Source organism: Flavobacterium sp. UW10123, assembly GCF_040538975.1.
In the GTDB taxonomy this organism is placed as follows: domain Bacteria; phylum Bacteroidota; class Bacteroidia; order Flavobacteriales; family Flavobacteriaceae; genus Flavobacterium.
Window position 1 is genome coordinate 123869 of sequence record NZ_JBEWQE010000013.1, and the last position, 20871, is coordinate 144739.

The following is a 20871-nucleotide window of genomic DNA, read 5'->3' on the forward strand; positions in this document are numbered from 1 at the left end:
AATATAAAAATACAATACACATTCTTTAACACTGATTATTAAAGATTCCTGATCATTTTAACAAAATTTAGAACCAAACCTGATTGTTTTTTTAGGGATAAAAGTTACAAAAAAAACATTTAAACACCCTTCATCTATAAATTTAACATTTGAGCGTTTGACAAAATTTTCAATTATTATCAAATTTAACACTAAAAATTGCGGATTTATAATTTTAAGAAGGTTTTAATCTATAAAAAGATAAAATCACACCCTAAATTTATTATTTAACTAAAAAAAAAGCTTTTTAAATTAGGTAGATTAACAAATTATTAAGATTTTTGTCGGACTAATTCAAAATATTTAAAAATGAAACTAAAGTTCAATGGATTCTTAGTGCTTTTATTAGTACTAGTTGCGCAACTTTCTTTTGCGCAAGAAAGAGCTGTTTCGGGAACAGTTTCTGACAATGCAGGAATACCTTTACCAGGTGTTAGTGTATTAGTTAAAGGAACTAAAACGGGAACACAAACAGACTTTGATGGTAAATTTTCGATCAAAGCTTCTTCAAGCCAAGTTTTGGTATTTAGCTACATCGGGATGAAAACCCAAGAAGTAGCTGCTACATCTGCAACTGTTAACGTAAAACTAGCAGACGCTGGTGCGCAAGAACTAGAAGGTGTTGTTGTAACTGCCTTTGGTATTAAAAGAGAGAAAAAATCTCTTGGTTACGCAACAACAACTTTAAAATCGGACGCACTTACACAAGTAGTTAACACTAACCCATTTGAAACTCTTTCTGGTAAAATCGCAGGGGTTGACATTACTGCACCTTCTCAACCAGGGGCTGCAACTAAAGTAGTTATCCGTGGTTTAAACAGTATCACAAACAGTAATGGTCCACTTTATGTTGTTGATGGAACACCGATTAACAATACCGCAACTGGTACTGGAAATAACGGAGTTGCTACATCAACAAGATCGTATGATACTGGTAACGGAATCAGTGACATTGACCCAAATAACATCGAGAGTATGACTGTTCTTAAAGGAGCGGCTGCATCAGCATTATATGGTTCAAGAGCTGGTGGTGGTGTTATCATCATTACTACTAAAAAAGGTAAAGCTAACTCTGGAATTAAAGTTGATTTATTAGCTTCAACAGAATTCAGCGAAGTAGCAAGAGTTCCGCATTTACAAAATCAATTTGGTCAAGGTTGGAATGGACTAGGATTCTCAGGATCTAATTCTTACAGTAACGAAAATGGTTCATGGGGACCTGCTTTCAATGGAGAGGTTAGACCATGGGGAACAGTTTACAACAATACTCAACAAATCAAACCTTATGTTGGTTTAAAAAATAACGTAAGAGATTTTTACAACACAGGTACACTAGCTACACAATCTGCAACCCTAAGTGGCGGTGGAGACAATTCTGATTTCTCTTTAGTTTTTTCAAATGTAAACAGTGATGGTGTTGTACCAACTGATGCAGATTTATACAAAAAACAATCATTAGGATTTAATGGTGGATTAAAAGGTAAAAAATTCACATTAAGAACTTCTCTTAACTATGTTTACAAAGACCAAGGTATTATTAATACAGGTCAGGGTGATGATGCAGGACAAGGTTCAACTTTGCAACAGGATTTATTACAAATTCCTAGAGACATTAGTATTGTAGATTCAAGAGATTACAAAAACAACATCTTCAATACTCCAGATTACTATTTTACTCCATATGCTGCAAATCCATATTTTTCAGTTAACGAGAACAGTACAAAAGTATACGGACACAACCTTTTCGGAAACATTAATTTAAGCTACAAAATAACTGATAAGATTACAGCTTCATGGCAAATTGGTGGTAACGTTAGAACAGAAAGACTTAAAAGCTACGGTGCAATTGTAAATTATGCTCCAGGAACTCCTCAGGCAATTGCTGGTGCTAATCCAGTAGTAGGAGGTGTAACAGAATCAAGATCAGAATTCAGTGAGTTTGATACTTTTTTCAACCTTAATTATAACACAAACTTAGGTGAAGATTGGACATTAAATCTTTTAGGAGGTTTTAACTACAACAAAAGAGAGTCTGATATATTGAAAAACTCTGTAACGAATTTAGGTCTTCCAGGATTTTATGAGCTTTCAAACTCAGCTTTAAGACCAGTAATTGAGCAATCAAACAGCCTTAGAAAAACAGGAGCTATTTACGCATCTGCTGAGTTTGCATTTAAAAACAGATATTTTGCAACGGCTACAGCTAGACAAGATATTACATCAACATTACCAATAGGAAATAACTCATATTTCTACCCATCTTTATCATTAGGCGCTATTGCAATTGATAACGGAAATACTTTCCTTAAATTAAGAGCAGCTGCTTCAAAAATTGCAAATGACACAAGGGTATACACAACAGAAGACTCATATATCTCTGGTTCTGCAAACGCGAACTTTGGTATAATTGCATCTCCAATTGGAGGAGTAAGTTTCTTCGAAGCATCAGGAAGACTTGGTAATCCAGAGCTAAAACCTGAAAGTACAGTAGAATATGAAATTGGAGCTGAAGGATCTTTCTTCAAAAACAGAATTAGCTATGATATCGCATTGTATCACAAAACGACTTCTGACCTTATTGTAGACTTACCTTTAGATCCATCAACAGGTTATACTATCAAAGCTATCAACGCTGGAGACGTTGTGAACAAAGGTATTGAGCTTTCTCTTTCAGGTAGTCCAATTAAAAATCAGGACTTTACATGGAACGTAACTTACACATTTACTAAAAACTTAAACGAAGTAACATCATTAAACACAGGTGGTAATTATATTGATTTAATTCCTGCTTATGGTGTAACTATGAGAGCAACTAAAGGTGATCCAATTGGTAGTTTCTATTCACAAGTTCCTAAAACAAATGCTGAAGGTCAATATATTGTAAATGCATCTACTGGAATGTATGAAGTAAGTGATGATATCCAAAAAGTTGGAAACGCACAACGTGATTTTGTTATGGGATTACAAAACTCTTTCAAATACAAAAACTTTAATTTATCATTCTCATTAGACTGGAAACAAGGAGGAGATTTCTACTCTTACACTAAGAGACTTTCTCATTTCGTAGGTAATGGTATTGAAACTACATATAATGATAGAAATGCATTTATTGTTCCTAATTCAGTTAATGAGCACGTAGATGCAACAACTGGAGCTGTTACATATACAGAGAACACAACACCTCTTACATATAGCACTTATACAAACTTCTATAATACAGGTAATAACCCTGGTATTGAAAAAACACACGTAATTGACAAAACTTTTGTAAGATTAAGAGAAATTGCTTTTAATTATGACTTCCCTTCTACACTTACTAAAAACATGGGATTAAACAAAATCACAGTTGGTATTTACGGAAGAAACCTTTTCATGTGGACTCCTGGAGAAAATCCATATGTTGACCCTGAAATAGGAACTTACGGAACTGGAGTACTCTCTGAGTTTGGAGAATTTGGAGCTAACCCATCACAAAGATCAGTAGGTGGAGTTTTAAAATTATCATTCTAAAAATATAATTCATAGAAAATGAAAAAAATAGCAACAATAATAACAGCACTTTTCTTATTAGTGTCATGTGATGAAACATTTGACATTAATAGAGACCCGGATGCTTTGCCTCCTGGACAAGCTAATAGCACTATTTTGCCTGCAGGTATTGCCGGTCTTGCTGGTGCACAGGGATCATACTATGCTCTAATTGGAGGGTTTTGGTCTCAATTCTGGACACAAAACACTACGTCAAATCAATATAAAAATATCGACCAGTACAGCCTTGGAACAAATGATTTCCAAACGGCGTGGACTGCAATGTATGATGCTTTGAACGACATTCGAGTTGTAAAAAAACAAGCTGAAGCTGAAGGAAACTGGAACTATTACTTAATTGCTACTGTTCTTGAAGTCGAAGCTTCGCAAATTTTAACTGACTGGTATGATGCAATTCCATATACTGAAGCAAATAATCCAAATTTCTTGCAACCTAAATTCAACACTGGTAAAGAAACTTACGCTTTAATGATTGCTGATTTAAAATCAGCTTTATCAAAAAATCTAAGTTCTTCTGTTGGAGCTGCGCCAGGAAAAGATGATTTTATCTTTAACGGTACAATGTCTAACTGGACAAAATTTGGTAACTCTTTACTGTTAAAATTACATCTTAGATTAACACAAGTAGATCCTACATTGGCCCAATCAGGCATTAAAAGCTTAATTGATTCTGGTGCACAATTCTTAGATGTTGATGCTGCAATGACTCAATTTGAAGATGCTGCCGACAGAAGTAATCCATTGTATGAAACCGACAGAAGACAGTTAAATACAACATTAAACCTTAGAGCTAGTAAAACTTTATATCTTTATTTACAAACAAGTGGCGACCCTCGTTTGAATAAGTATTACGGAGCAGGAGTACCTAATAATCAAGGTGATTTCGAAAATGGAGCTACTGGACTTTCATTAGTAACGTTATATGCAAAAACTCCATTATATTTCATGAGTGCAGAAGAAAGTTACTTCTTGCAAGCAGAAGCTCTTGTTAGATATTATGGAGGTGCAGGAGCTAAAGAAAAATACGATTTAGGGGTTGCTGCAAACTTTAAGAAATACGACAATACTACTTCTGTTGCTCCAATTACTGGTCCAGTTGGAAGCCCTGCTGCTTTATTAGCTGCAGGAGGAAAATATGAATTCCCAGCAACAGGAACTACTGCTCAAATTGAAGCAATTATCACTCAAAAATGGATTGCTAGTTTCCCTGGAAACGGTTACGAATCTTTCTTCGAACAAAACAGAACTGGTTTCCCAAAAGAATCAGCTGTTCCTCAAACAGATGAAGATTATATCCCAGGACAATTTGCAATATCTGTTGAGAATGTTACAAGTGATGTTTTCCCTAGAAGACTTGTTTTACCAAATACTGTAAAAACACGTAATCCAAATGCTCCGGCTTTAGCAAAAATAACTGCTCCAGTTTGGTGGGATGTTAACTAAAAAAAATAAACAATGAAAAAAATATTTATATCCCTAATGATAGTCTCAGGACTATTGTTTACTTCATGTGAAGCAGATACTGACAATGTTTCAAAAGTAACAGCTTATGCGAACATGACTATGCATGGAGATGCTCTTGTTGTTCTTACTCAAGGAGATACATACACGGAAGCTGGAGTAGAAGCTGAAGCTAACGGAAAAGCTCTTCCAGTGAAAATCGATGGTTCAGTAGATACTAGCAAACCAACTGTTTATAAAATTAAATACTCTGCTACAAATAGTGATGGTTTCCCTGCTTACTTAACTCGTACAATAGTAGTTTTGAGCAACAAACCAAGTACAATTGATTTGACTGGTACTTTCTTTAGAAATGGTAATCCGAATGTTGTAACTAAACTTGGAGACAGAAAATATAGCTGTGACAACGCAACTGGTTATAACGTACCAGCTGATTTGTTGAAAATGGAATTCTATAACATAGATGACAAACAGGTTTATGCTCCTTACAATCCAAGTGCTTCTGAATCAGGAATATCTGCAGAAAGCAACATAGGAACTATCACTGACAAAAACAACTGGAAATGGGTTATCTATGCTTCAGCGGTATTTGGAACAGCAGACAGAATATTTAAACGATAATAAAAACACATTACAATGAAAAAATTAAAACTAAATATAACACGTGTACTTGTAGCAATGCTTGTACTTACGTCATTTGTAGCTTGTGATGAAGTTGGAGATACAGATCCAGGAGGAACATCAGTAGAATCTATGGCAGGTGACTGGTTCATAACACTTACAGATAGTGATGGAAAAGTGGTCGTAGCTAACGCATTACACGAGACTTATAATACTGCAGCTAACGACAATACAATGTGGATTGATGATGTAAAACACGGATATTGGATTAAATGTAAAGTAACTGTTGATGTTAAGGCAGGTACTTTCACAGCTACTTCTGCAGACAACCTATTAGATGGATCTAAAGTTACTATTACAAATGGAAAAATTGAAAAGGGAGCTGCAACATCAAAAGGCGGACATAAAGTAGACAAAATCTCATTCAGAGCTCATTTTGATTATGATCCTGCTGGTTATGATATTCTTTATGAAGGTCATAAAAGAACTGGTTTCTACGAAGACGAATACTAGAATTTTTATTCAAGTAGTCTAAATACTAAACCACCCCATTAATTTGGGGTGGTTTTTTTATATAAACATATTACCTATATTTGTCACATGGAAAAAGAACATCAAATATTTGGCATTAGAGCCATAATAGAAGCAATTCAGGCAGGAAAAGAAGTGGATAAAGTTTTCATACAGAAAGATATTTCTGGTGAGCTTATGAAAGATCTAATGAAGGTAATGAAACGTGCAAACATTAACTTCTCTTACGTACCTGTAGAAAAACTAAATAGGCTTACTCCAAACAACCACCAAGGCGCAGTAGCTACTATCTCTCCTATTGGCTTTATTGATTTAGAACATTTAATTGAATCTACAATAGACTCAGGCAAAAAGCCTCTTTTTCTTATACTTGACCAGATATCAGATGCTAGAAATTTCGGTGCTATTATTAGAACAGCAGAATGTACTGGCGTAAACGGAATCATTATACAAAAAGCAGGTTCTGCTCCAGTAAATGGAGATACTGTTAAAACTTCTGCAGGAGCTGTATTTAATGTACCTATTTGTAAAGTTGAACATATAAAAGATGCTATCTTTTACCTACAAGGATCTGGAATAAAAACTGTTGCCGCAACTGAAAAAACAGACCAAAATATATACGATATATCTCTGGAAGAACCTGTAGCAATTATTATGGGATCTGAAGATCGTGGAATAAACCCTTCTGTTTTAAAAATAGTAGATGAAAAAGCAAAATTGCCAATGTTTGGATCAATTGGATCTTTAAACGTGTCTGTAGCTTGCGGTGCTTTCTTATATGAAGCTGTTCGACAAAGAACCTAAAAAAAACATTGAGAGATTAAGATGCGAATGAAATAATTAAACACCTTTAATTAATGCTTTCAAAATCTAATTCAAAATTCAAAATCATAATATTCCGTTGTCTGTTTGTAGTTTTATTAATCACAAACAGCTACGGACAAAATACTACGTACAATCAGTTCTGGAACGAAATTCAGTTTAACCAAACTTTAAGCAAAAAGTGGGCTACTGAAATAGATTTTGCGGCAGCTTACAGCAGTATCGAATCATCACCAAACTTATTCGAAAATACTATTCAGAGATCTATAAGAGGCTGGGGACATTATTACTTTTCTCCAAGATGGAAATTCTCTGCTTTTGTAGCCTATTTCAATAATAGAGATGTTCCCGAAATTGGTCAGTTCGAATCTCCCGAATGGCGTTTTGCACTTCAAAGCATTTATTACTTTCATAAAACAGGGTATACTTTAAGTACAAGAATGCGTACTGAATTCCGTCATATGAAAAATAAAGATGATGATTATGAAAATGTTTTTAGATACCGACAGCAGATTAAATACATACAACCAATTAACAGTAAATTTTTAAGAAGCGGAGTCGTATATGCAATCGCATCAGACGAGGTTTATTTTAAATCTGGAGCAAATGTTACTGGTGGAAGTTTCTTTGACCGGAATCGTTTAAATATTGGAGCCGGCTATTTGTTTTCAGATGACTTTCAAGTAGAATTAACATATTGTAGCGAATATCTTCCTAGAAATGATGGAAACCAAACAACAAACGCCGCCTCGCTTACCATTAGTTTCAACAATCTTTTTCGAAACCTTAAAAAGAAAATTGAAGCAAAAAAACATTCCGAAGTAAAAGACGAAGAGTAATTTAGTTTTCCTCTTTCTTTAAAAAGCATTTAAGCTGTTCAACGATTGCATTTTTATGAAGCTTAAAGCTATAGCTTCTAACAAATTCAGTGCCCTGCATGTTTATTTCTGCACTAATAGCTTCGTAATTAGAAAATGCATCGAGATCTTTATCATCAATCAAATAGAGAACCTGCATTATAGAATCGTTACGTCTGTATTGTGTATCGTAATGTGCTAATTTATACGTTTTGTTATCTGCAAGGTGCATTATTAAATCGTCTTTGATTTTTTTTCCAACTTTCTTTTCAGGAAAAGGTGTTGGTAGTAACGCAACAAAATAATGCTCTTTATCAGTAACAATATTAATTTTTAATGATTTTGATTTTGTAGTATAAAATACAGCAGGTTCAAAATAATATATCATACTGCCATCTGCTTGAACCCTATTTTTTATTTCACATTGAGCAATACCTTTTGCATTAAATACAAAACACAAGAACAAAACTAAAAAACTGATTTTCCTCATAATGCCCAAAAATTAAAATGTTACCTAACAAATTTAATCTTTTTATCTTAAAGAAAATTATTGATTGACATCTTCTTCAGGAGCTTCTTTTTTGGTCACAATGTAATTTACTGGATGACTAGACAAAAAATATCCCCAATCTTCTTCATCCTCTTTATTAGGAAAAACAACAAAATTTCCATTTTCATCAAAATGCTTCATGAAAGGATCACTGTCTGGATCAAAATCGGGACGTTGCCAATCGTAAACAATTGGTTTTGCATATTCGGGCGCTTTATAAAATAAGCTTAAAACAAATCCTGTAATAAGACCTGCCAAATGTCCTTCCCAAGAAATAGATTGATCAACATCTGGAAAAACATACCATATCATTCCGCCATACAGTAAAATAACTGTTAAGGATAGAGCCACTAATCTGTAGTATTTAGTTTGGATTCCTTTAAAAAAAATAAAGCTTACCAAAACATAAATTAATCCGCTCGCTCCAATATGGAAATTCTCCCGTCCGACAATCCAGGTAATTAATCCTGAAAATAAAATTCCGTATGCCATAACACCTAAAGTCTGTTTCGGATAAAAGAACTGCATAGCAGCCAATAGTATCAAAAGCGGAATACTATTATTATATAAATGATCTAAATTTTCATGAATAAATGGGCTAAACAAAACACCTCGTAAACCAATTAAATCTCTTGGATAAATTCCGTAACGATAAAAATCAAAATCAAAACGGATCTGAAGCCAATATACAACCCACAAAAAAAGGACAAAAAACAATGGAAGTCCAATAACCGAATTTGAAAACTTAAAATTAGTATCGTTCATATGTTTACAAAATAACATTTAGTGGGACTCAAAAAACTATCCAAAAATATTTTACTGATATTTTGTCATACCGAAACAAAAAAATGTCTCAAATTGGAACAATCCTACTTCATATAAATTGTTTTAACTTTTGAATGAATGAAATTTAAATCTTAAAACAGTAATTTTGTGATATGGAAGCACCTTTAGCAGAGCGTATTCGTCCGCAGAAATTAGAAGATTATATAAGCCAAAAGCATTTGGTTGGACCAACTGGTTCTTTAACACAACAGATTTCAAAAGGAATAATTCCTTCACTGATTTTTTGGGGGCCTCCAGGGACTGGAAAAACAACCCTAGCACAAATCATTGCTCAAGAATCAAAAAGACCTTTTTATATTCTTAGTGCCATAAATTCAGGTGTAAAAGATATTCGCGATGTTATCGACAAAGCAAAACAAAGCGGTGGACTTTTCACTGCCAAAAATCCTATTCTTTTTATCGACGAGATTCATCGATTTAGTAAATCACAGCAAGATTCACTTCTAGCTGCTGTAGAAAAAGGTTGGATAACTTTGGTCGGTGCCACAACCGAAAACCCCAGTTTTGAAGTAATTCCTGCATTATTGTCACGCTGCCAGGTTTATATACTAAATGCATTTACAAAAGCCGATTTAGAAGCTCTTTTAGAGCGCGCAATGAAAACAGATGCTTATCTGTTGGCAAAAAAAATAAATTTAAAAGAAACCGAAGCTTTAATACGCATTTCCGGCGGTGACGGTCGTAAACTTCTAAATGTATTTGAACTAGTTATTAATGCTTCTGCAGATGACGAAATGACAATAACTAATGACCGTGTTTTAGAACTTGTACAGCAAAATACAGTTCTTTATGATAAAACTGGCGAACAACATTACGATATTGTTTCTGCATTTATCAAATCAATTCGTGGCAGTGATCCCAATGGAGCTGTTTATTGGTTAGCAAGAATGATTGAAGGCGGTGAAGATGTAAAATTCATTGCTAGAAGAATGCTGATTCTAGCAAGCGAAGACATTGGCAATGCCAATCCAACTGCACTTATAATGGCTAATAATACTTTTCAGGCCGTTACCACTATCGGATATCCAGAAAGTCGTATCATATTAAGTCAATGTGCCATTTATCTTGCAACATCTCCAAAAAGCAACGCTTCTTATATGGCAATTGGAACAGCACAGCAATTGGTAAAACAAACTGGCGATTTGCCTGTTCCGCTTCATTTGCGAAATGCTCCTACTAAGTTAATGAAAGAGCTAGGATATGGAGATGAATATAAGTATTCGCATGATTATGCAAACAATTTTGCTGAACAAGAGTTTTTGCCAGATGCCATAAAAAAAACGGTTCTTTACAATCCTGGAAACAATTCTAGAGAGAACAGTACCCGCGAATTTTTAAAAAACCGTTGGAAAGATAAATACGGTTATTAAACCGTATTTTGTATTTTAGAATTTAACTACAATTTTTTCTGAAACTAATTTATCATTCTGATAAGATTCAAAATACCATTGTCCATCTTCTTTTAAAATTAAAGAACCTTGAACGTTATCTTTGCTTGCGATGTAAACATTTGGCTGAGAAGTTTTAAAAAGCTTCATCACCACCTTTGGTGTTTTATCAATCAATTGGTAACCAGATTCTGTTGGCTGAGCATACAATAAATTTGGATCTTTCAAATCTGGCGAAGATGCAGTAGTTATTTGAGTAGCTGCAACAGTAGTAACTGCAGTTGCTGCCACAGCAGTTTTTACAGGAACAGGTGTTTTTGAAGTTGCGACCGGATTGCCACTATATTTATAATGCAAAGCAAAGACTGACTTAAAAGCATTATCTAATGCTTCTTTGTAAGCTACCTCATAATCCTTCTCTTTACTTCTTCCTACTTCTGAAGTATAAACAACCTGACCAAAACAATCTTTGAAGTTCACTATAAGCTTAGTTACCAAGAAAGCATTATCTTTCACTACATCAATATACAAAACCTGACAACGATCCGTATAACCATCAGGAAGCTGCTCATTTGAATAGAAAGCTTCAAAACCAGCTTTAGTCAAATTTTGCTTACTTAAAGTTGCTAAACGATATTGATTATCAGTCTTCATAAACTCATATTTCAAAGGAATAATTACAGCTTTGTAATCATTAATAGACTGTGCAAATCCAACAACTGAACATAAAAGTGCAGCAAATAAAAATTTAATTCTCATCATTATAAATATTTTTTTAGTTCTAATAAATGGTTAATTTGTTTATAATTTTCAGAAACCGCCATTTTTTTCTCATTAAAGAAAATAGCATCTAGACCAGCATTCAAAGCTCCGTTTACATCTGCTTCAAAATCGTCTCCGATCATAATGCTGTTCTGCTTTGAAGCGTTAGCCAAATTTAATGCATAATCAAATATAATACTATTTGGCTTTTTAACACCTGCTAATTCCGAATTTGTAATCGTACTGAAATAACCTCCAAGCGAAGCATTATTAATTTTCTTTTCCTGCACATTAGCAAATCCGTTTGTAATGATATGAAGTTTATATTTTGGTTTTAAATATTCCAAAACTTCAATTGCTCCATCAAAGAGATAATTATTGTCGGTAAGAAACTCGATGTAATCATTGGCAATTTCAAAAATATTCTCTTCCGAGACAACATAATTTAAAGCATCAAAAGATAACTTTAAACGATTATAGCGTAATTCCTGATGCGTAATTTTATCATTCTGATACAATCGCCAGCATTCTTGATTGATCGGAATATATTCTTTGATAAAATCTTGAGTAACGATTTCTTGATATTTGTTTTTAAAAATACGATCAAAAGCCATTTCTGAGTTTTTGTCAAAATCCCAAAGAGTATGATCTAAATCAAAAAAGATGTCGGTAATATTGGTATTCATATATTAAAAAATTCCTTCATCTACAAAACTATAATATTTTGATTCAGTTATAATAACATGGTCTAAAACTTTAACATCTAATATTTCTCCAGCAGTTTTAATTTTCTTCGTAATTTGCTTATCAGCACTACTTGGCACTAAACTACCAGAAGGATGATTATGACACAAAATCAAGCCTGTAGCACCATTTTCCAATGTCAATTTAAAGACTAACCGTATATCTACAATTGTTCCAGCGATACCTCCCTTACTTAATTGAGATTTAGAAATTACTTTATTTGAATTATTAAGAAAAAGCACCCAAAATTCTTCATGCGGAAGTTCGCCAATAATTGGTTGCATAATATCAAAAACGGCTTTACTTGAAGTTATTTTTTTTACTTTTTCAACATCTTCTATTCTTTGCCTCCTACCCACTTCTAAAGCCGAAACAATTGAAACAGCTTTTGCCTCACCTATACCTTTGAATTTCATCAATTGAGAAATAGACATCTTTCCTAAAGTAGTTAGATTTTTTGTTGTCGCTAAAATACGCTGACTTAACGCAACCGCAGATTCATTACGACTTCCTGAACCAATTAAAATTGCTAATAGTTCTGCATCACTCAAAGCCTCTTTTCCCTTGAGCATCAATTTTTCGCGAGGTTTGTCATCATCAGACCAATTTTTTATAGCGAAATGTACCCCTTCCATAATAATATTTTTAAGAAGACGAAGATATTCAAAAAAGAAGAAAAATCTTTCAAATAATTCATACTGTTTTTAAACAAAAAAAGCCGACTGTTAATACAGTCGGCAAATTATCTAATTGACTAATTTTCTATTTAATCAAATTCTTAACTTCATCAAAATTCAAACCTCCATAATTTCCTGAACTCATTAATAAAAGTGCTGAATTATCTAAATTCAAATTGAATAAATATTCTTTAAATTCGGCTGGATTAGTATAAATAATCAAATCTTTTCTATTGAAAGCATTCGCAATCTGTTCGTAAGTCACTTCTTCTAATTGCTTAATTTTTACAGCATCTGGAGAATAGAAAACAACAGCAACATCGGCATATTCTAAAGCGCCTTCATATTCTTTTAAAAACTCCGCATTTAGACTGCTGTAAGTATGCAATTCTAAACAAGCCACCAAAGTTCTGTTTGGGTATTGTTCTTTTACAGCTTTAGTTGTCGCAGCCACTTTACTTGGCGAATGAGCAAAATCTTTGTAAGCTACTTTTCCTTTTCCTTCTGCAATTTTTTCTAAACGTTTAGAAGCTCCTTTAAAGCTTGCGATCGCTTCGTAGAAATCTGCTTCATCAACTCCCATATTTTGGCAAATCCATTTTGCTCCAGCTAAATTATTTAAGTTGTGCGCTCCAAAAACTTCAATTGGCATATCGCCTTCTGGCGTTTTTAATAAAGTTACTCCATCGCTAACAGAATATTGTGGAGTTGAATATGCAATTTTTCGAATCGGATTGGTTGCTGCTTCAGAAACACGTTTAACTTCAGAGTCATTTTCATTGTAAACCAAAATTCCGCCATTTGTAATCTTTTTAATGAAAATTTCAAATTGCTCTACGTAATTCTCATACGTTGGAAAAACATTAATATGATCCCAAGCAATTCCTGAAATTAAAGCAATATTCGGTTGGTATAAATGAAATTTCGGGCGTCTATCAATTGGCGAAGATAAATATTCGTCTCCTTCCAAAACCATAAAATCATTTTCCTCAGTCAAATGAACCATTGTATCAAATCCTTCCAGCTGTGCTCCCACCATATAATCAACCGCAATATTGTGGTAATGCATTACATGAAGAATCATCGAAGTAATTGTAGTTTTTCCGTGTGAACCTCCAATAACAACACGTGTTTTGTTTTTTGATTGTTCGTATAAAAACTCAGGGTATGAATAGATTTTCAAACCTAATTCCTGCGCTTTTAATAATTCAGGATTATCTGCTTTTGCGTGCATTCCTAAAATAATGGCATCAATATCTGAAGTAATCTTTTCTGGAAACCAACCCATTTCTGCAGGAAGAATTCCTTTTTTCTCTAATCTTGATTTTGAAGGTTCAAAAATAGCATCGTCGCTTCCTGTAACTTGATATCCTTTATTATGTAATGCTAATGCTAGATTGTGCATTGCGCTTCCGCCAATGGCGATGAAATGTGTCTTCATTTAAAATGTTTAATCGTTAAACTGTTTCATCGGTTAATCGAGATAGTAAGTAACTAATAAAACGCTGTAATTATTCTTCAAAAATAAGGAAATATAGAATGCTCTATTTGGTTTTGAAAATAAATTATTAATTTGTACGAAAATTATTTTTAAAAATAATTTCTAACTCTCCCAACCAATAAACGAAATAATTCATCTAAAGATTAAAACCTTCTTATGAAAAATATACTTTTTGTATTCTTATTAATCTCCACCTCAATTTTTGGACAGCAAAATGATAAAAAATGGACTAAAGTCATGTCACTTGAAAACGAGGGCAAAATCAAATCGGCAAATGAAGCTGTAGCAAAGATTTACAAAAAATCAGTTTCGAAAAAAGATGAAGAACAGATGATAAAATGTTTTTTTTATCAATCTAAATATTTGCAAGTACTAGATGAAAATTCAAAAAGTAAAATAGTAGATAATCTCAAAAGAGACATTAACCGCGTTTCTATACCTTCTAAAGCGATTTTGAATTTAATTTATGCAAAGCATTTACAAAATTCTGATAATTTTGACTACGGAGCAATAGAAGTTGACAGTGCAGTTGCAGTAGTTGATGAAGCTGCAGCAGTCATAGATTCAGCCGCTGCTGTTGTCACCGATGATGAAATGGCAATCGATTCTGTCGAAGTTCCTCATTCAACTTATGTTCCTTATGAACCAATTTCTGAAGAAGAAATTGCAAAAGCCTTTGACAGAACTTTAGAAAACGAAGCTGTTTTAAAAGCAACCCCATTAAGTAAATACGAAGCCATTTTTGAATTTCCATCTTTACAAAAATTCAAAGAAGAGACTTTATGGAATTATCTACTAAAAGAAAACATCGAATTTTATACTGAAAAAATACAATCGTGGAACATTAATATCAGTGATTTTTTAATCTATAATGAACAGCTTTTAGGAAACTCTAATTCATTTTTAGAATTAAATCTTGATTTTGTACAAAACCCAAACATTAAAAAAGTTCTGGAACTTTATCAAAAGTTAGAATTAGCTAATCCATCAGTAAAAAACCAATTGGAACGCGCTAAATTCTGCCAAAATTATTTACTAAAATCGACTGAAAATTTCAGTGCTTTTCTAAACAAAATTGAAAGCGAAACTCAAGATAAAAACCTTATTCAAGACATAAAATTACAGCAAGCAGAAATTCTGTTAGAGCAAGCGTCAAAAGAGTTGTATCCAAATAACAACATCAAAGCATTAGAGGTGCTAAATGAAATTATTAAAATTGATGCAAACACAAACGATGCAAAAATAGCAACTTCTAAGAGGTATGATATTTTATCAAAAATTGTAACGCTGCAATTTCAAAAAAACAATTATGAAAATGAAAACACCAGAGCTTTCGTTTCTTATAAGAATGTCAATCAATTAAAAATTTCTTTTTACAAGATTGATCTTTTAAAAGTTAATGAGTTAAGCAGAATGTATGAAATTAAACGAGATTCTTTAGTCAATTCTATTGTTCAAAAACAAAATGCAATAAAAACTGAAAGCTATAATTTGATCGATAAACAAAACTATTTCAATTATTCTACAGAAGTATTACTGCCAAAATTACCGATAGGAAACTATTTGGTTTATTTTGAAAGCAATTCAGATTCACAAGATAGAAAAGCATTCGGTTATGAAATTTTCACAGTCTCAAATATTTCAGTTCTTGCATCTCGAAAAGATAAAATAGAAACCTATCAGGCTTTAGATCGAAAAACTGGAAAACCATTAAATGATGTTAAAGTAGAACTTGCTAAGCAAAATGGAAAAACAGATTTAAACGGAATCGTAAGATTAAAAACCGAAACCAATGAGTATGATTACAACTATAGACAGGAACTCATTAAACTTATACAGAACAACGATAGCATTTTGGTACAAAAAAATTATCTTCGATATATACAAGACTACAAATTCTCTGAAAATGAAAAACCAGAAGGAAAAATTGAATTCTATCTGGATCGCGCCATTTATAGACCAGGTCAAACCGTTTTTTATAAAGGAATTGCCTTTCAAAAAAACAATAATAAGACAAGTGTTACTGCCAATACAACATTTCAGATTATTGTAAACGATAAAAACAATCAGCCGATAAATAAGTTTCAAGCAACAACCAATGAGTACGGTTCTTTTTCTGGTGAATTTACAATACCTAAGACCGGATTAACAGGCAGTTACGTTATTATTGCGCAAAAACCTGAAAAATCGCCTCAAACTGATCAGGCTTATTGGAATCAGATATCTATAAACTATAGCAATGCTTCATTGTATTTTCAGGTTGAAGAGTATAAACGTCCAAAATTCGAGGTGACTTTTGATGCTAAAAAAGAAAGCTATCAGCTTAATCAACCTGTTAAAATAAAAGGTAACGCAAAAGCTTTTGCAGGAAGCAGCATATCTGATGCAGTAGTAAAATATACGGTATCAAGATATACTACTTATCTACGAAACTATTATGGGCGTGAAGAAAACGAAATTTTAGCAGTTGGAGAAACAACAACCGATAACTTAGGGAGATTTACTTTCGATTTTAATGCTACACCACCTAAAAACAATTCAAAAGAAAATTTACCCATTTTTAATTATGAAATTTCAGCAACTGTTACCGATATAAATGGCGAAACACATTCTGCTCTCACAAACGTAAAAATTGGCTATCATGATTTGCTATTGAATACACAGATTCCAACTACGATAGAAACTAAAAACACTAACGAAATTGCTCTAACTAGCACTAATTTAAATGGAGAATTTTTGGCTGTCAAAGGCGAAATAAAGATGTATTATTTAAGCCCACTTTCTAAAAAATTTAAAACGAGAAAATTTGAAAAACCTGAAATAGAAACAATTTCGGCAGAGGATTTTGAAAGATTATTTCCCTACGAAAAAAGTTCAGAGATTCTGACTAGCAAAAATTCTCAAGAAACGGTGCTATTTTCAAGGAATGTAGATACACAAAAAGATAAAAAGATAATTCTAGATTTTATTTCAAATTATAAATCGGGCAATTACAAAATTATATTTTCTGCAAAAGATAGTTTTGGCAATCCTATTGAAACAACATCTAATTTCATAATCAAACAAAGCAAAGACAAATTTAATCCGAGTACATTACTCACTGCAGAACAACTTAACAGTGATCCTAAAAAAGATGGTTTTGTTCTCATAAAAATTACATCAATTATCCCTGAACTCTATGTTTTAACAAATGCCAATTATCAGAATAATAACTATTTTGAAAATCTCGAGCATCTTCAAAATCATGAAACAACCATTAAAATTCCACTAAAAAAGGAATTTGAAAAACAAATGATGGTAGATTTTCAATGTGTATTCGATAATGATACCTATTATGAGCAAATTTTAATTCCCCTTAAAACTCAAAAACCAAAATTAGAATGGATTATAGAGAGTTTTAGGAACAAAATACAGCCTGGAACAAATGAGAATTGGTCTTTTAAACTAAATGGCTTTAATACAAAAAACGAAGCAGAAGTTCTGGCTTCTATGTACGATAGCTCTTTAGATCAATTTTCTGTAAAAAATTGGGATTCTTTAAACTTTGAAGAATATCACGGTAATGGCTCAAACTTTAAAACCGCATTAGGTTTTGATAACAGTTATGCCTCCATCGAGAATCTTAATGCTAGATTTATACGCTCAAGTTTTAGCAATGAAAAAACTAAATTGAATTGGTTTGGTTTTAATTTTTACTCTAGTCGATACGGAACGGCAGCCATAACAATTACGGAACTAAAAGATAAAAAAGTAGCAAGCGAAACTATAAAAGGAGACCCAGATGCAGTTCTAACTGTTGATGAACCAATTGGAGCTGGAGCATTAAATGAAATAGTTCAGGAAGACAATGCTGTTTATAGCACATCGGCAGCATATGCTAAAGTTGATAGCGTAAAATTTGTCTCTCCAAAAATTATTAGTGATGGCTTATCTACCAATTCTACAGCACTATTTATAATTGATGGAAAATCATCAACAGAAGAAGATTTTAAAAAGCTGAAAATAGAAGATATTCTTGAGATTTTTGTTGTCAAAGATGAGAAAGTAAAAGCTTCGTATGGAGAAAAAGGTAAAAATGGAGTTATAATTGTAGTCACTAAAAGTGCAATGCAGGATTTAACCCAAGTAAAAGCCAGAAAAGATCTCTCCGAAACCGCTTTCTTTTATCCAAATCTAAGAACCGATTCGAAAGGAAAAGTGAGTTTCAACTTTACTTCTCCAGAAGCTTTGACCGCTTGGAAACTTCGTTTATTAGCACATAATAAAGATGCCGTTTCGGGTTATTTGGAGAAAAGTGTAATTACACAGAAGGAATTAATGGTTCTGCCAAATTTCCCTAGATTCTTTAGAGAAAAAGATACTATTGTAATCAGCAGTAAAATCTCAAATGTTACCGCCGAAGCGAAAACCGGAATTGCAAGTTTACAGTTTTTTGATGCGGTATCCATGCAGCCAATTGATGCCAAAATGCTCAATGCAAAAAACATCAAAAACTTTACAGTTTCGCCATACGGAAATACAACTGCAAGTTGGACGATTACAATTCCTGAAGGTTTGCAAGGCATACAGTATAAAATTGTGGCAAAAGCAGGTAATTTTTCGGATGGAGAAGAAAATATTATTCCAGTTTTGACAAATAATATGCTGGTTACAGAAAGTATTCCGATTTGGGTTCGTGAGAATTCCACCAAAGATTACACATTTGAAAACTTAAAAAACAATAACTCTAAAACATTAAAAAATCATCAGTTTACATTAGAATATACTTCAAACCCAACTTGGCTTGCCATTCAATCTTTACCGTATTTAATGGAATATGAACATGAATGTGCCGAACAAACTTTTGCACGTTATTATGCAAATGCCTTAGCTTCTAAAATCATTTCAAGCAATCCAAATATTGAAAGTGTTTTCGAAACTTGGAGAAAAAATGAGAAGCCAAATTCTAAACTAGAAGAAAACGAAGAATTAAAATCACTTATTCTTGCCGAAACACCTTGGCTAAACGACACCCAAAGTGAAGATGAAAAAAAGAAAAACATAGCACTTTTATTTGATTTAGAAAAAATGAAAACTTCGCAAGAAGCGACTTACGAAAAACTAAAACAAAAACAAAAAGCCTCTGGAGGATTTGGCTGGTTTGACGGAAATGATGAAAGCGAATACATCACTAGACACATTCTAGCGGGTCTAGGTCATTTAGAAAAATTAAGCATCAACAATACTTCGAATATAGATCAAATTGCTAAAACTGGAATTCCATTCTTAGACAATAAATTCTTAGAATACCATCAAACCAGAACTAAAAACTTAAAAGCAACTGACAAATTAATCTGGATCAATCCGTATTCTGATTTGCATTATTTATATACCAGAAGTTTTTATTTGGAGAAATATCCATTATCTGATACTTTGAAAAAAGCTTCAAAACTATATTTAGAATCAGCTAAAAAAGACTGGCTGAATTATTCTATTTATGAAAAAGGTTTGGCGGCATTAACTTTAAACCGATTTGGAGAAAAAGAAAGTGCGAAGAAAATTATCGAAAATTTGAAAGAAACGGCATCTAACAATGAAGACTGGGGAATGTATTGGATTGCTAATAAAGCGGGGTGGTATTGGTACCAAGCTCCAATAGAAACACAGGCTTTATTGATTGAGGCTTTCGCCGAAATAAATAATGACACCAAATCGGTAGATGCGATGAAAGTTTGGCTATTAAAAAACAAACAAACCAAAAACTGGCCGACAACAAAATCAACAACCGAAGCCATTTATGCTTTATTGATGCAAGGAACTGATTGGCTATCGGTAAAAGACAATACGGTCATCAAATTGGGAGATGAAAAAATCTTAACTAAAAAATTAGCCGAAAATGAAAAAGAAGCCGAAACAGGTTACATCAAACTAAACTGGAAAGCTGAAGAAGTGAAAAAAGAAATGGCTTCTATCAAAATTCAAAATAAATCTAAAGTTTCTGGTTTTGGTGGTGCCTATTGGCAATATTTTGAAGATTTAGATAAAATCAAAAATAATTCGGGAGCAGTTTTATCGGTTTCGAAAGAATTATATCTAAAGAAAAACACCCTAAAAGGTAACGAATTACAAAAGATAACGAATAAAAATTCTCTAAAAACAGGAGATTTAGTTACAGTCCGTTTAATTATTAGAGCTAAAGAAGATTCAGAATATATTCATTTAAAAGATATGCGTGCCTCATGTTTTGAGCCTGTAAATGTTCTTTCTGAATATAAATATAAAAACCGTTTAGGATATTATATAAGTACAAAAGACGCAGCAACACATTTCTTTTTTGATCAAATCAATAAAGGAACTTATGTTTTAGAATATGATATTCGAGTAAATAATAGCGGAGAATTCTCAAATGGAATTACAACAATTCAAAGTATGTATGCACCAGAATTTGCAAGCCATACAAAAGGAATTCGAGTGAAAGTTCAATAAAAAAATCCGCCACGAATTCACGAATTTTATTCAGTTAATTCGTGAATTCGTAGCGGAA

At 32.9% G+C, this 20871-nt stretch carries 14 protein-coding genes; 8 read left to right on the plus strand and 6 right to left on the minus strand.

What is annotated here, in order from left to right:
• Positions 1 to 348: 348 nt before the first annotated feature.
• The 6 genes from ABXT06_RS16320 (at position 349) to ABXT06_RS16345 (ending at position 7862) form a co-directional block, all read left to right on the plus strand.
• Positions 349 to 3549, plus strand: a complete 3201-nt coding sequence (locus ABXT06_RS16320; RefSeq protein ID WP_354591683.1) for a SusC/RagA family TonB-linked outer membrane protein — start codon at positions 349 to 351, stop codon at positions 3547 to 3549.
• An 18-nt stretch (positions 3550 to 3567) separates the two neighbouring features.
• Positions 3568 to 5031: a SusD/RagB family nutrient-binding outer membrane lipoprotein gene (locus ABXT06_RS16325; protein WP_354591684.1), complete on the plus strand. Its 1464-nt coding sequence runs from the start codon at positions 3568 to 3570 to the stop codon at positions 5029 to 5031.
• A 12-nt stretch (positions 5032 to 5043) separates the two neighbouring features.
• Positions 5044 to 5670 (plus strand): DUF5011 domain-containing protein, encoded by a 627-nt coding sequence (locus ABXT06_RS16330; protein WP_354591685.1) that lies wholly within the window; start codon positions 5044 to 5046, stop codon positions 5668 to 5670.
• Positions 5671 to 5685: 15 nt separating this feature from the next.
• Positions 5686 to 6183, plus strand: coding sequence for a lipid-binding protein (locus ABXT06_RS16335; RefSeq protein ID WP_354591686.1), 498 nt, complete (start codon positions 5686 to 5688; stop codon positions 6181 to 6183).
• A gap of 87 nt (positions 6184 to 6270) precedes the next feature.
• Entirely contained in the window at positions 6271 to 7005 is a 735-nt protein-coding gene (gene rlmB, locus ABXT06_RS16340; protein WP_354591687.1) for a 23S rRNA (guanosine(2251)-2'-O)-methyltransferase RlmB, read from the plus strand.
• Positions 7006 to 7058: 53 nt separating this feature from the next.
• A complete protein-coding gene (locus ABXT06_RS16345) occupies positions 7059 to 7862 on the plus strand; it encodes a DUF2490 domain-containing protein (protein ID WP_354591688.1) in 804 nt (267 codons plus the stop codon).
• A 1-nt stretch (position 7863) separates the two neighbouring features.
• Here ABXT06_RS16345 and ABXT06_RS16350 read toward each other — a convergent pair whose 3' ends face one another.
• A complete protein-coding gene (locus tag ABXT06_RS16350; protein WP_354591689.1) occupies positions 7864 to 8370 on the minus strand; it encodes a hypothetical protein in 507 nt (168 codons plus the stop codon).
• 57 nt (positions 8371 to 8427) lie between these two features.
• Positions 8428 to 9195 (minus strand): rhomboid family intramembrane serine protease, encoded by a 768-nt coding sequence (locus ABXT06_RS16355; RefSeq protein ID WP_354591690.1) that lies wholly within the window; start codon positions 9193 to 9195, stop codon positions 8428 to 8430.
• Positions 9196 to 9368: 173 nt separating this feature from the next.
• Between ABXT06_RS16355 and ABXT06_RS16360 the strand changes: the two genes are divergently transcribed.
• Positions 9369 to 10646, plus strand: a complete 1278-nt coding sequence (locus ABXT06_RS16360) for a replication-associated recombination protein A (protein ID WP_354591691.1) — start codon at positions 9369 to 9371, stop codon at positions 10644 to 10646.
• A gap of 15 nt (positions 10647 to 10661) precedes the next feature.
• On the opposite strand, the gene ABXT06_RS16365 is transcribed toward ABXT06_RS16360, so the two are convergent.
• The 4 genes from ABXT06_RS16365 to ABXT06_RS16380 all read right to left on the minus strand — a co-directional run bounded on the left by ABXT06_RS16365 (position 10662) and on the right by ABXT06_RS16380 (position 14288).
• Positions 10662 to 11426: a hypothetical protein gene (locus ABXT06_RS16365; protein WP_354591692.1), complete on the minus strand. Its 765-nt coding sequence runs from the start codon at positions 11424 to 11426 to the stop codon at positions 10662 to 10664.
• Positions 11426 to 12112: a YjjG family noncanonical pyrimidine nucleotidase gene (locus ABXT06_RS16370; RefSeq protein WP_354591693.1), complete on the minus strand. Its 687-nt coding sequence runs from the start codon at positions 12110 to 12112 to the stop codon at positions 11426 to 11428. Before ABXT06_RS16370 ends, ABXT06_RS16365 begins: the two co-directional genes overlap by 1 nt.
• A 3-nt stretch (positions 12113 to 12115) precedes the next feature.
• The gene (gene radC, locus ABXT06_RS16375; protein WP_354591694.1) at positions 12116 to 12805 is read right to left on the minus strand and encodes a RadC family protein; all 690 of its coding nucleotides are present in this window, start codon (positions 12803 to 12805) and stop codon (positions 12116 to 12118) included.
• Between the two features lie 127 nt (positions 12806 to 12932).
• Positions 12933 to 14288 (minus strand): UDP-N-acetylmuramate--L-alanine ligase, encoded by a 1356-nt coding sequence (locus ABXT06_RS16380; protein WP_354591695.1) that lies wholly within the window; start codon positions 14286 to 14288, stop codon positions 12933 to 12935.
• Between the two features lie 216 nt (positions 14289 to 14504).
• Between ABXT06_RS16380 and ABXT06_RS16385 the strand changes: the two genes are divergently transcribed.
• Positions 14505 to 20813, plus strand: a complete 6309-nt coding sequence (locus ABXT06_RS16385; RefSeq protein ID WP_354591696.1) for an alpha-2-macroglobulin family protein — start codon at positions 14505 to 14507, stop codon at positions 20811 to 20813.
• Positions 20814 to 20871: the final 58 nt, after the last annotated feature.

What these genes read in the sequence shown, in the direction of transcription:
- ABXT06_RS16365 (WP_354591692.1), bottom strand. Translation starts at nt 11,426, where the DNA reads ATGATGAGAATTAAATTTTTATTTGCTGCACTTTTATGTTCAGTTGTT.
- rlmB (WP_354591687.1), top strand. Translation starts at nt 6,271, where the DNA reads ATGGAAAAAGAACATCAAATATTTGGCATTAGAGCCATAATAGAAGCA.
- ABXT06_RS16355 (WP_354591690.1), bottom strand. Translation starts at nt 9,195, where the DNA reads ATGAACGATACTAATTTTAAGTTTTCAAATTCGGTTATTGGACTTCCA.
- ABXT06_RS16385 (WP_354591696.1), top strand. Translation starts at nt 14,505, where the DNA reads ATGAAAAATATACTTTTTGTATTCTTATTAATCTCCACCTCAATTTTT.
- ABXT06_RS16360 (WP_354591691.1), top strand. Translation starts at nt 9,369, where the DNA reads ATGGAAGCACCTTTAGCAGAGCGTATTCGTCCGCAGAAATTAGAAGAT.
- ABXT06_RS16345 (WP_354591688.1), top strand. Translation starts at nt 7,059, where the DNA reads ATGCTTTCAAAATCTAATTCAAAATTCAAAATCATAATATTCCGTTGT.
- ABXT06_RS16350 (WP_354591689.1), bottom strand. Translation starts at nt 8,370, where the DNA reads ATGAGGAAAATCAGTTTTTTAGTTTTGTTCTTGTGTTTTGTATTTAAT.
- radC (WP_354591694.1), bottom strand. Translation starts at nt 12,805, where the DNA reads ATGGAAGGGGTACATTTCGCTATAAAAAATTGGTCTGATGATGACAAA.
- ABXT06_RS16335 (WP_354591686.1), top strand. Translation starts at nt 5,686, where the DNA reads ATGAAAAAATTAAAACTAAATATAACACGTGTACTTGTAGCAATGCTT.
- ABXT06_RS16320 (WP_354591683.1), top strand. Translation starts at nt 349, where the DNA reads ATGAAACTAAAGTTCAATGGATTCTTAGTGCTTTTATTAGTACTAGTT.
- ABXT06_RS16330 (WP_354591685.1), top strand. Translation starts at nt 5,044, where the DNA reads ATGAAAAAAATATTTATATCCCTAATGATAGTCTCAGGACTATTGTTT.
- ABXT06_RS16370 (WP_354591693.1), bottom strand. Translation starts at nt 12,112, where the DNA reads ATGAATACCAATATTACCGACATCTTTTTTGATTTAGATCATACTCTT.
- ABXT06_RS16380 (WP_354591695.1), bottom strand. Translation starts at nt 14,288, where the DNA reads ATGAAGACACATTTCATCGCCATTGGCGGAAGCGCAATGCACAATCTA.
- ABXT06_RS16325 (WP_354591684.1), top strand. Translation starts at nt 3,568, where the DNA reads ATGAAAAAAATAGCAACAATAATAACAGCACTTTTCTTATTAGTGTCA.